This window comes from Stenotrophomonas maltophilia, assembly GCF_047497515.2.
Classification (GTDB): domain Bacteria; phylum Pseudomonadota; class Gammaproteobacteria; order Xanthomonadales; family Xanthomonadaceae; genus Stenotrophomonas.
The window spans coordinates 19,862-31,703 of record NZ_JAXAXL020000029.1 but is presented as its reverse complement, the minus strand read 5'-3'; the positions used below and the strand labels follow the sequence as shown (position 1 = coordinate 31,703).

The following is an 11,842-nucleotide window of genomic DNA, read 5'->3' as shown; positions in this document are numbered from 1 at the left end:
TGGGTGCGGACCGTAGGTCCGCACCGATCCTGTCGTCGCCCGACCAACGGTCGGGCACTACCCATGTCCGCGCTCCACGGTAGTGCCGGCCGCTGGCCGGCAGCCGGATCAATCAGGCTGCGCGTTGCAGCGCATCCTTCGCCGCTGCCGTGGTCGACAGGTCAAACACATCCACGGCGTCGATCAGGCGGTTCGCCTGCTGCTCCAGGCTGCGCGCAGCGGCGCTGGCCTCTTCCACCAGCGCAGCGTTCTGCTGGGTGGTGCCATCCATCTGGATCACGGTCTGGCTGACCTGCTCGATGCCAGCGCTCTGTTCCTGCGACGCGGCGGAGATCTCGGCCATGATGTCGGTCACGCGTTGCACCGAGGCCACGATCTCGGCCATGGTGTCGCCGGCCTCACGCACGCGCTGCGCGCCGTGACCGACCTGTTCCACCGAGGCCTCGATCAGCGCCTTGATCTCCTTCGCCGCACCGGCCGAGCGCTGCGCCAGCGTGCGCACCTCGCTGGCGACCACCGCGAAGCCGCGGCCCTGTTCGCCAGCACGCGCGGCTTCCACCGCAGCGTTCAGGGCCAGGATGTTGGTCTGGAACGCGATGCCATCGATCACGCTGATGATCTCGGCGATCTGCCGCGACGAGGTCTCGATCGCGCCCATCGTCGCCACCACCTGGCCGACCACGCTGCCGCCATGCGAGGCGACACTGTGCGCACCGATCGCCAACTGGTTGGCCTGGCGCGCGTGCTCGGCATTCTGCCGCACGGTGGATGTCAGTTCCTCCATCGAAGCGGCGGTCTCTTCCAGGTTGGCGGCCTGCTGCTCGGTGCGACGTGACAGGTCGTTGTTGCCGGCGGCAATCTCCGCCGCAGCCGTGTGGATGTTGCCGGAGGCGTGCTTGATGTCGGTGACGATGGTCGCCAACTGCGCAGCGGTGGTGTTGGCGTCGCCGGCAATGCGTGCGAACACGCCCTGGAAATCGCCGTGCATGCGTGCGCCGAGGCGGCCATCGGCAATCGCGCGCAGCATGCCGGAGACCTCGCCCAGGTTCAGCTCGGTAGCCTGCATCAGGCGGTTCAGGCCATCGACCATCGCGCGGAAATCATGCTCGAAACGCGCGCTGTCGCCGCGCTGGCTGAAGTCGCCGGCGGCGGCGGCTTCGGCAAGACGGCGGATCTCGCCGTTGATCGCACCGAGGTTGTGCTTGACCGCATCCAGCGCTTCGGTGATCACCGCCTTCTCGCCCGGCAGGCGTTCCATGTCCTGGCTGAGGTCGCCGATGGCATAGCGGCCCATGATCGCGATCGCGCGCATCTTCACCTGGATGTGCGCATCCACCAGCGCATTGCTGTCGGCCACCATCTCGCCGAACGCGCCGGGGAAGGTGCTGGCATCCATGCGATGGCTGATGGTGCCGGCCTCGTGCGCCTGCGCCATCGCGCCCTGTGCATCCAGCACGCCGCGCAGCGTGGATTGCACCGCCTGCATCGCCTGCGCAAGGCGTCCGATCTCGTCGCGGCTGCTCACCCGCACCACGTGCTGCAGGTCGCCGGCGGCGACCGCGCGTGCGGCAGCTTCCACCGCCAGCACCGGCTGCACCACGGCACGCCGCAACCACCAGGCCAGGCCGATCAGCAGCAGCACCGCAGCCAGCACGGTCAGTGCGGCGCACAGCAGCAGGGTCTGCCGCGCCTGCTGCGAACGCGCCGCCAGTGCTGCTTCGGCCACCTGCGTGGCCTGCGTGCTCAGCGCATCCAGCGCGGTGGCCACTGGACGATCCTTGCCACGCACCAGGGTGTCGCCGGCGGCCGGGTCGTAGCCGGCTTCGGCGAACGCCTGCAGCGCGGCGTGATAGTCCTTCTGCAGCTGCGCATGCAGGCCGATGAAGGCCTGCGCCTGCTCGCGCGTGCGCGCATCCGGGCTGCTGGCAAGGCCCTTGGCCAATTGTTCAACCAGACGGCCTTCGCTGTCGAAGGCCTCCAGGTGACGCTGGCGCAACGCGTCGTCGTGCCCGCGCAGCAGCACGTTCTTCCATTCCTGCACCTGGCCGCGGAACTCGCGCTGCAGGCGCTCGGCATCGCGGCTGTGCGCGACTTCGGGCGGGACTTCGGTGGACAGCTTCAACCAGGCGGAAGCAAGACCTGCCAAGGCGCACAACAGGACCACGGCCAGGCCAACGGAAACCGCGCCGAGCAGCTTGGACTGCAGGCGGGGTGCACGGACAGACGCATTCATCGGAAGGGGCTCTCGGGAAGGGGCGATGCGGTATCGACCGGTTTCGATCACCTCTGAAGTGCGACGTTGATCACATTCGTGTTTCGTTTAGCGAAGTGAAGGAAACGTTTCATAGGACAAATGTGTCCAGATGGAACAAAAGCAGACTCTGGACAGGGGATTTAAATGTAACTATTGTTGTTACATGAAATCCGCGAACCCGCTTTCCGACGCCCTGCACGTGATGGCGCACCTGGTCGGCCAGAGCGCACCGCGCACCTCCGAACAGCTGGCGTCATGCCTGCCGACTCATCCGGTGGTGATCCGGCGCCTGCTGGCACAGCTGCACAAGGCCGGCCTGGTGCACAGCGCGCGCGGCCACGGCGGCGGCAGCCAGCTGGCCCGTGACGCCGCCACCATCACCCTGCATGACATCTACCTGGCCGTAGGCGCGCCGCCGCTGGTGCAGGTCGGTGCCCGCGATTCCGGCGGCGGTTGCCCGATCCAGCAGCTGGTCAACAGCGCCCTGCTGGAGGGCGCACGCGAGGCCCAGCGCCTGCTTGAACAGCGCCTGCAGGCCGCCACGCTGGACCAGCTCGGCGCAGAGTTCGCCCGCCATCTCGCCCATCACCGTTCCCTGGAAGGTCACCATGAATCCTGATGTGCTCATCGTTGGCGGCAGCTACGCCGGCATCGCCGCCGGCCTGATCCTGGCCCGCGCCCGTCGCGCGGTCACCGTCATCGACGCCGGTTCGCCGCGCAACCGCTTCGCCAGCCATTCGCATGGCGTGCTGGGGCTGGATGGTGTCAGCGGCGCCGAGCTGCTGAAAACCGCCCGCCAGCAGCTGCTGGACTACCCCAGCGTGCGCTGGCTGCATGCCGATGCGGTGCACGCCCGCAGCACCCGCGATGGGGTTGAAGTGGAGACCGCCGACGGCCAGGTGCTGGCCGCGCGCAAGCTGCTGCTGGCCAGCGGCATCGCCGACCAGCTGCCGGACCTGCCCGGCCTGGCCGAGCGCTGGGGCAGCACCGTGCTGCACTGCCCCTACTGCCATGGCTATGAAGTCGGTGGCGGTGCGATCGGCCTGCTCGGTGGTCATCCGATGTCGGCCGGCAAGGCGCCGCTGTTCGCCGACTGGGGCAATGTCACCTTCTTCAGCCAAGGCCTGCCGATCACCGAGGACGAACGCGCCGCCATGCAGCAGCGCGGCGTGCAGATCGAGACCTCGCCGGTGCGGGGCGTGCAGGGCGACCAGCCGAGCTGGCTGGAAGTGGAACTGGCCGATGGCCGTCGCATCGCCCAGCGTGCGCTGTTCGTGCCGGCCACCCAGGCGATGGCCACGCCGCTGGTGCAGCGGCTGGGCTGCACGCTGGCCGAGAGCCCGCTGGGCGTGCTGATCGAGGTCGATGCGATGAAGCAGACCTCGGTGCCGAACGTATATGCCGCAGGCGATGCGACCACGGTCGGCAACATCACCCTGGCCACCGCCGAAGGGGTGCGCGCGGGAATCGGCATGCACCATGCCCTGGTGAGCGAAGACAGCGTGCCACGATGATCGGGCTTGTTCTGTAGAGGCCGACCCTGGTCGGCGCCGTTCCATCCACGCATGGCGTGGATCTACTGCGCCCTCGGGGTCGGATCCCACAAGCAGAAACGGATCTGACCGCTGACGCCATTTCCACTTCCCAACGTCGATAGTGGCTGCAACGTACCCGCGCGCCCGAACCCGGCATGGACGAAGCAAACCGCCTCCGATCGCTGCTGGCCCCTCTGCAGGGGCTGCGCGGCTGGCGGCCGGCGCAGGCCACCCGCGATGCGATCGCGGGTATCACCTTGGCCGCGATCACCCTGCCCGAGCAGATGGCGACGGCCCGGCTCGGTGGCTTCGAACCGCAGGTTGGCTTCTACGCTTTCGTCGGCGGCACGCTCGGCTTCGTGCTGCTGGGTCGCAACCGCCGGCTGACCGTCGGCGCCGATTCCACCATCACGCCGATCTTCGCGCTCACCCTGGCCGGCATGGCTGCGCAGCACACCGGCGTGCTGGCCGGCAGTGCCGTGGTGCTGGCGCTGCTGGTGGGTGTGTTCCTCGCGCTGGCAGCGCTGCTGCGCATCGGCGTGGTGGCCGCGCTGCTGTCGGTGCCGGTGGTGACCGGCTTCCTCGGCGGCATTGCAGTGCACATCGCCGCTTCGCAGCTGCCGGTGGCACTGGGTGTCAGCCTGCCGTCCAGTGAGCTGCCGGAGCGGCTGTATGAACTGTTGCTGGCACTGCCACGGGCACAGCTGCTGCCGACCGTGATCGGCTTCGGCGTGCTGTTGGCCATGGCGCTGTGCGACCGGATCAATCCACGCATTCCCGGCGCGCTGATCGCCGTGGCCATCGCCACCGTGCTGGTCGCTACGCTGGGCGCCGAACGCCTCGGCGTGGCGACGCTCGGCGCGGTGTCACCGTATCCGCCCGCGTGGCAGCTGCCCCCGCTGGCGACCTTCACCACGCTGGTGCCGCTGGCCCTGCTGCTGACCCTGGTCATCATCATGCAGGTGGCCGCCGTCGATCGTGCGTTTCCCGGCGAGGAAGAGCCCGACGTCAACAAGGACTTCCTCGGCGTCGGTGCCGGCAACCTGCTGTCGGCCGCGTTCGGTGCGTTCCCGGTCAATGCCAGTCCGCCGCGTACCGCAGTGGCGGTGGAGGCCGGGGCCACCTCGCAGCTGGGCGCGTTGATCGCCGCAGCACTGGTGATGCTGCTGGCATTCTGCGGCGGCAGCGTGCTCGGTGCCATTCCCGATGCGGCGCTGGCCGGCGTGCTGCTGTTCGTGGCGGTGCGCCTGTTCCGCCTGCGCGTGCTGATCGACATCGCCCGCCGCGCGCGTGGTGAAGCGCTGCTGGCGGTGCTGACCTTCCTGGCGGTGGTGTGCCTGCCGATCCAGTCGGGCATCGCGATCGGCGTGGGGCTGGCCCTGCTGCATGGCGTATGGATGATCGCGCACAGCCCGATGCTGACGCTGACCCGCCTGCCGGGCAGCACTGTCTGGTGGCCGGGCAGCCGTGGTGAGACCGAACCCGGCGTGACCGTGCTGGCGTTCCAGGCACCGCTGCTGTTCGCCAACGCCGACAGTTTCAAGCGGCAGCTGCTGGCCAGCATCGAGGCGACGCCGCCGCCCGGGCTGATCGTGCTGGAAGGCAGTGCCATTGTCGAGATCGACTACAGCGCCGCGCAGACCCTGCGCGAGGTGATCGGGCTCTGCCAGCAGAAGGGCATCGTGTTCGTCATCGCGCGGTTGGGCTCGCTGCGCGCGATGCAGGCGCTGGATCGCTTCGGCATTGCCGCCCTGCTGGGGCCGGACGGAACCAGCCACAGCGTGCAACAGGCCGTTGACCACTACCGCACACGAGGTACGCCATGACCCGCATTCCCGAACCGCGGCTTTCGCCGGTCGCCATCCTCGAACTGCGCCCGACGCAGATGAGCGTGGGCCTGCTGGAGGTGCAGCGCAAGCGTGCGCAATGGAAGACGCTGCCGAAGCAGGACGAGGAACACTATCTCGGGCGGCACATGGTGCCGGTGGTGGTGGGGCCGTCAGAGCGGCTGTACCTGATCGACCATCACCACCTTGCGCTGGCCCTGCATGATGAGGGCATCGAGCACGTGCTGACCGCGATACAGGCCGATCTCTCGCATCTTCCGCGGAAGCTGTTCTGGACGGTGATGGAACGCTACTGCTGGGCGCATCCGTTCGATGCCGAGGGCGTGCGCCAGCCACCGTCGGCGATGCCGAAGTCGCTGCTGGACCTGGCCGATGACCCGCATCGTTCGCTGGCCGGCGAAGTCCGCCGTCGCGGCGGCTACGCAAAATCGGTGCAGCCGTTCGCCGAGTTCCTGTGGGCGGACTACTTCCGCCAGCGCATGACCCGTAAGTCGATCCGCCGGGATTTCCAGCAGGCGGTGGCCACTGCCACCGAGCATGCCCGGCACGCTGACGCGCGTTATCTGCCGGGGTGGTGCGGCATCGAGCACGATTGAGCCAAGTTGGATGCCTGGTGTGGTCAGCCGCGCTGCATCCACGCATGGCGTGGATCTACTGCAGAGCGGTCGAGCATGAATGCCGTGTGGTGGGTGCCGGCCTTGGCCGGCACCGTTCCCTCATCCCTTCACGCACAGCACCTGGCGCAGGGTGTGCACCACGTCCACCAGGTCCAGCTGTGCCGCCATCACGTCATCGATTGACTTGTACGCCGCCGGTGACTCGTCCAGCACGCCGCTGTCCTTGCGGCATTCCACGTGCGCGGTGGCCTCGCGGTGCTGTGCCAGCGTGATCTGCTGGCGTGCGCTGCCACGGCTCATCAGCCGGCCGGCGCCGTGGCTGCAGCTGTGGAAGCTGTCCGGGTTGCCCTTGCCACGCACGATGTAGCTGCGCGTGCCCATGCTGCCGGGAATGATGCCCAGCTCTCCTTCGCGGGCACTCACTGCACCCTTGCGCGTCACCAGCAGCGCCTGCCCGTGGTGCGTCTCCTTCTGCACGTAGTTGTGGTGGCAGTTCACCGCCATCGCCGCCAGCTGGAACTTCGGCAGCCGGTGGCGCATCTCGGCCAGCACGCGCGACATCATCGCCTCGCGGTTCTGCCGGGCGTAGTCCTGCGCCCACGACACCGCCTCGACGTAGTCATCGAACAGCGGCTCGCCTTCCATGAAGAACGCCAGGTCCTTGTCCGGCAGGTGGAAGCCGAGCACGCGCCGGGCCAGTTCCTCACGCGCCTTCTCGATGAAGTAGGTGCCGATCAGGTTGCCGGTGCCGCGCGAGCCGCTGTGCAGCATCACCCACACCGCATCCGTCTCGTCCAGGCACAGCTCGATGAAGTGGTTGCCGCCGCCCAGCGTACCCAGCTGGCGGTCGAGCTTGTCGGTGCGGATCCGGCGGTGCCTGTCCTTGATCTTCTCCAGGCCGGCGGCCAGCCCGGACTGCACCAGCCGGGTGTGGATGCTGTCGGGCATGCGCTGGTGCTCGCCACCCCGGCCGTTGCCGACCGGGATGCTGCGCTCGATGCTGTTGCGCAGCTGCCGCAGGTCATCGGGCAGGTCATTGGCGCGCAGCGTGGTACGCACGGCGGCCATGCCACAGCCGATGTCGACGCCGACCGCGGCCGGGATGATCGCGCCGCGGGTCGGGATCACCGAGCCCACGGTCGCGCCCTTGCCCAGGTGCACGTCCGGCATCACGGCCACCCACGGCCCGACGAACGGGATCGCGGCGATGTTGCGCAGCTGCTCATGCGCCTGCGCTTCCAGCGGTACCCCGTTGACCCAGCCCTTGATCGGCGTGGTGCCCTCGGCGTGCAGCCATTGATAATTGTGTTGAGTGTCCATTGTCTTCTTGAATGTCCTTGATGGGCCGGCGGCGCGTCCCTGCGCCGCCGCTGCCCCCTACCTGATCGTCACCAACTGCTTCAGCACGCCATCCAGGCCGCCGAACACGGTGAGCGTGTCGATCTTCTCGGTGACCTTCTCCAGCGCCTCCAGCTCCTTCAAGCGCATCAGCACCGGGTTGTCCTCGATCAGCTTTGCGGTGTTGAGCTGCGAACGCGTGGCGTTGGCCTCCTCGCGACGGCGGATCACGCTGGCCTGGGCCTGCTTCTCGGCCAGCACCACGCCGTTGAGGATCTCCTTCATCTCGCCCGGCAGGATCACGTCCTTGATGCCCACGCCAAGCAACCGCACGCCGTGGCCCTCGATCGCGGCCTGCACATGCGCGGCGATCTCGCCGTCCAGTGCCGCCTTGTCGCCCAGCAGCTCGTCCAGGCTGCGCGCGGCGATCGCCTGGCGCAGGCCGAACTGCAGCTGCCGGTAGACGAACTCGTCGGCATTGCTGAGCGTGCGGTGTGCACGCACCGGGTCAACCACCTGCACGGTCGCGGCCAGGTTCACCCGCAGGGTCACCTTGTCGCGGCTGAGCAGCTCCTGGCCGGACACGTCCAGCGAACGTGCACGCAGCTCCACACGCTCCACCGACACGTTGCCGTTGAAGTTCCAGAACGCGTGCAGGCCGGCGTCCAGCGTCTGCCGCAGCGTGCCATCGATGAACAGCAGGCCGACCGACTCGCTCGGCACGGTGCTGATCACGGCCACACGCGGCAGCACACCCAGTTGGCCCAGGCGCTGCTGCACGTCAACCGCAATGCGCGGCTCGTCACCCAGCGCCATCACCCGCACCTGGGTGTCGACCGAACCCCGCCAATACAGGCGGCGGCTGCCCGGCGGCAACACTTCATCGATGCGGCCATTGCGCAGCAACAGGCCGACCTCGGTGGCGCCGACATTGGCCAGCACGAAGTGCGTGTCCAGCGTCGCGCCCAGTGCCTCGATCAGGCTGTCCTGGTCGCTGCCGGTGTAGGCCGCGCCCTTCGAAGCGGTGTGGATGTCCACGTGCGGGCGGCCGCCGAACGGCGACAGGCGGTGCACGCCCGGCAGCAGGATCTGCTGGAAACGACGGTTGCGATACACCAGGCCGCGCTCGCCGTCGCCGATCACGACCTTGATGGTCCAGAACATGGGAGTCTCTCCTTGTATGGCTCTGGTGGTTCGACCCGATGCGATGAAACGCCATGACCCGGGCCGATCAGGTCGTGGCGTGGCCGGCTGCACAGCGTGTGCAGCCGGCGGAAGAGGGCGGCCATCGCGGGACGGTCCGCACGCGGAGCCTGCGGCGCGTCGTCACCCGTGCCATCGTCGTTGCCGGCAAGCAGCGCCGGTGCGGAGCGGAGCAGTGGGTGGCGACGGGCCAGGGCCCGGCGTGTGGTCCGTTGCCTTCCTGCCCGCGCCCGAAAGCGGAGGCAGGGAAGGCGACGATGGCCGCTGGGGCTTGCGCCCCGGGTGTTGCTTCACGTCATGACGTGAGAGGTCATGTGGTTGGAGTGGGAATCGAACCCACGACAGACGGATTAGGGATCCGTTGCTCTGACCAAGCTGAGCTATCCAGTTGGGGACCGCGCGGAATCGAACCGCGTGCCGGCGAACCGGCGCCTGCGTCCAGCAGGCAGTCCAGGCGATGGCCTGTCCGCGACCTCCGGCATACGCCACGGCAACGCCGCGCGCACCAGCCCGTGGTGGAAACGGGACCGTTGGAAAATCGAGGGTGCAGGCCGCCGACATTATCGCGAGCGATAATGTTTGGGTGCGATGCAGATAATGTCCAGGCGTCGCCGTTCGCGCGAAACAAATCCTTCGGCGGGGCGGAAAAACCGGGTCAGTGAGCGGCGGGTTGCCGCGCGGGGTGCAGTTCTGGCATCGCGGGTCCTTGTGCCGACGCAAACGAAAACGCCCCCGGGACTTGCGTTCCGAGGGCGTCGTCAGGCCTCGGAGATCGGGGTGGCCGATCTCCGCAGGGCGGGTATCAGGCCGTTGTCAGCTGGATTTCCTTGCCGAACGCGCGCGCCAGCACGTCCATGCGCAGGCATGGCAGCAGTTTGGCGATGGCGACGGAATGCGCGTTCAAGGAAAGTTTCCAGTGGTTGTTGAAACGAGGTGCGCACGATAAACCACGATTTAGTCGTGCGCAACCATTTTGTTCAATTATTTTCTTCGCTGTTGTGCGATGCCGGCCAGCGACCGGCACAACACCTCAGCCTTCGACGCTGGCGGCGTCCAGTTGCGCGACATCCTGCACGCTCAGCGACACGTCGGCCGCCGCCAGCAGGTCGTGCAGCTGCTCTACGCTGGTGGCGCTGACGATCGGTGCGGTGATCGATGGCCGTGCGATCTGCCATGCCAGTGCGATCTGCGCGGCACTGGCGTTGTGCTTGCTGGCCACGTCATCCAGTGCCTGCAGGATGCGCAGGCCACGCGGATTCAGATAGCGCTTCACCACGTTCTCGCCACGCGCCGGGCTCTTGGCCGCATCGGCTGCCGTGCGGTACTTGCCGCTGAGGAAGCCACTGGCCAGCGCGTAGTAACCGATCACGCCGATCTGCTCGCGCTGCACCAACGGTTCCAGTTCCTTCTCATAGCCGGCGCGGTCGTACAGGTTGTACTCCGGCTGCAGGGTTTCATAGCGCGGCAGCTTGTAGTCGGTGGACACCTTCAGCGCATCGGCCAGGCGCGTGGCGCTGTAGTTGGAGGCACCGATGGCGCGCACCTTGCCGGCTTCGATCAGGCGGCCGAACGCGGCCAGCGTGGCTTCCAGCGGCGTCGACTCGTCATCCTCGTGGGCCTGGTACAGGTCGATCACGTCGGTCTGCAGGCGGCGCAGTGAATCCTCGACGGCGGCATTGATGTTGTCCGGGGTCAGGCCGGGGCGCTCGGCCCACTTGCCCACCTTGGTCGCCAGCACCACCTTGTCGCGCTTGCCGCTGCGGGCAAACCATTTGCCGATCAGCGTTTCCGATTCGCCGCCGGCATTGCCGGGCACCCACACCGAGTACACGTCGGCGGTGTCGACCAGGTTGAAGCCGGCGTCGACGAAGGCATCGAGCAGGGCGAAGCTGGCCTTCTCATCGGCGCTCCAGCCGAACACGTTGCCACCGAAGGCGAGCGGACGTACATGCAGGCCGGAACGGCCCAGTTCGCGGGTTGCCGTCATGGGCACGGACTCCTTGGGGGAAGTGCTCCAGAATAGAACGCGTTGTGTGACCGCGCTGCGGCGGCGACCACAAAACAGTGTTCCGCCGCAGGCCTCCGGCTAACGTTTTGTGAACACCTGGGACGCCGCGACTGCTAGTCTCGCCGCATCTTCCGCTGGAGTCGCCCCGATGATGCCTGCTTCGTCCCTGCGTGGTTGCCGCCTGCTGCTTGCCTCGGCCCTGCTCGCCGCTGTTCCCGCATTCGCCGCACCGGCCACGGTGGCACCGGCGAAGATCCAGGTCTCGCCGGCCATCGATGCGGCGGTGAAGGCGCCCACCCGCGATGCCAACAACGTCAAGCGCGACACTTATCGCCATCCCGCGCAGACGCTGTCGTTCTTCAAGGTCGCACCTGACAAGACCGTCATCGAGATCACCCCCGGCAACGGCTGGTACTCGGAAATCCTGGCGCCGCTGCTGCATGACAAGGGCCGCTACGTCGCCGCCGTGGTCGATCCGATGGCCGTTGCCGAAGGCCGCGGCCGTGACTACCAGCAGCGCAGCCGCGACAGCCTGGAAAAGAAGTACGCCGCTGCGCCGGCACAGTTCGGCAAGACCGCCGTGGTCGCCTACGACCCGGCCAAGCCGGTGTTCGGCCCCGCCAATTCAGCCGACGTGGTGCTGACCTTCCGCAACGTGCACAACTGGCGCAAGGCCGGCCAGGCGCAGGGCATGTTCGAGGGCTTCTTCAACGTGCTCAAGCCGGGTGGCGTGCTGGGCGTGGTCGAGCATCGTGCCAAGGCCGATGTGGCGGACGACGATGACACCGGCTACGTCGGCCAGCAGCAGGTGATTGCGATGGCCGAGGCGGCCGGCTTCAAGCTGGAGGCACGCAGCGAGGTCAACGCCAACCCGCGTGATACCAAGGACCACCCGAACGGCGTGTGGACGCTGCCGCCGACCAACCAGCACGACAAGGCCGACGATGCGAAGTACCAGGCGATCGGCGAAAGCGACCGCATGACCCTGCGCTTCATCAAGCCGTAAGGCGGCACGCCGCATTGCCAGCGCGGAGTGCCCA

General features: G+C 67.7%; 9 protein-coding genes and 1 tRNA gene. 5 read left to right on the top strand and 5 right to left on the bottom strand.

The window, feature by feature from the left end; translation table 11 throughout:
* Nucleotides 1-112: 112 nt before the first annotated feature.
* Nucleotides 113-2,233, bottom strand: coding sequence for a methyl-accepting chemotaxis protein (locus ACMZPQ_RS22405; protein WP_197580931.1), 2,121 nt, complete (start codon nucleotides 2,231-2,233; stop codon nucleotides 113-115).
* Nucleotides 2,234-2,417: 184 nt separating this feature from the next.
* On the opposite strand from ACMZPQ_RS22405, the gene ACMZPQ_RS22400 reads away from it, so the two are divergent.
* From ACMZPQ_RS22400 to ACMZPQ_RS22385, 4 genes are all read left to right on the top strand, one after another.
* Nucleotides 2,418-2,873, top strand: coding sequence for an Rrf2 family transcriptional regulator (locus tag ACMZPQ_RS22400; protein ID WP_197580932.1), 456 nt, complete (start codon nucleotides 2,418-2,420; stop codon nucleotides 2,871-2,873).
* Nucleotides 2,863-3,768, top strand: coding sequence for an NAD(P)/FAD-dependent oxidoreductase (locus tag ACMZPQ_RS22395; protein WP_197580933.1), 906 nt, complete (start codon nucleotides 2,863-2,865; stop codon nucleotides 3,766-3,768). The genes ACMZPQ_RS22400 and ACMZPQ_RS22395 overlap by 11 nt, the downstream gene beginning before the upstream one ends.
* A 176-nt stretch (nucleotides 3,769-3,944) precedes the next feature.
* The gene (locus tag ACMZPQ_RS22390) at nucleotides 3,945-5,615 is read left to right on the top strand and encodes a SulP family inorganic anion transporter (RefSeq protein ID WP_197580934.1); all 1,671 of its coding nucleotides are present in this window, start codon (nucleotides 3,945-3,947) and stop codon (nucleotides 5,613-5,615) included.
* Complete coding sequence (locus ACMZPQ_RS22385; protein WP_197580935.1) at nucleotides 5,612-6,232, top strand: ParB-like protein; 621 nt, start codon at nucleotides 5,612-5,614, stop codon at nucleotides 6,230-6,232. The genes ACMZPQ_RS22390 and ACMZPQ_RS22385 overlap by 4 nt, the downstream gene beginning before the upstream one ends.
* A 120-nt stretch (nucleotides 6,233-6,352) precedes the next feature.
* On the opposite strand, the gene ACMZPQ_RS22380 is transcribed toward ACMZPQ_RS22385, so the two are convergent.
* The 4 genes from ACMZPQ_RS22380 to ACMZPQ_RS22365 form a co-directional block, all read right to left on the bottom strand.
* Nucleotides 6,353-7,573: an RtcB family protein gene (locus ACMZPQ_RS22380; RefSeq protein ID WP_197580936.1), complete on the bottom strand. Its 1,221-nt coding sequence runs from the start codon at nucleotides 7,571-7,573 to the stop codon at nucleotides 6,353-6,355.
* A gap of 57 nt (nucleotides 7,574-7,630) precedes the next feature.
* Nucleotides 7,631-8,755 (bottom strand): slipin family protein, encoded by a 1,125-nt coding sequence (locus ACMZPQ_RS22375; protein WP_008265993.1) that lies wholly within the window; start codon nucleotides 8,753-8,755, stop codon nucleotides 7,631-7,633.
* Nucleotides 8,756-9,109: 354 nt separating this feature from the next.
* Nucleotides 9,110-9,181: transfer RNA gene (locus ACMZPQ_RS22370), tRNA-Arg, on the bottom strand.
* A 643-nt stretch (nucleotides 9,182-9,824) separates the two neighbouring features.
* Nucleotides 9,825-10,781: an aldo/keto reductase gene (locus ACMZPQ_RS22365; RefSeq protein WP_197580939.1), complete on the bottom strand. Its 957-nt coding sequence runs from the start codon at nucleotides 10,779-10,781 to the stop codon at nucleotides 9,825-9,827.
* A 169-nt stretch (nucleotides 10,782-10,950) separates the two neighbouring features.
* Here ACMZPQ_RS22365 and ACMZPQ_RS22360 point away from each other — a divergent pair, with 169 nt between their 5' ends.
* The gene (locus ACMZPQ_RS22360; protein ID WP_197580940.1) at nucleotides 10,951-11,808 is read left to right on the top strand and encodes a class I SAM-dependent methyltransferase; all 858 of its coding nucleotides are present in this window, start codon (nucleotides 10,951-10,953) and stop codon (nucleotides 11,806-11,808) included.
* Nucleotides 11,809-11,842 lie beyond the last annotated feature (34 nt).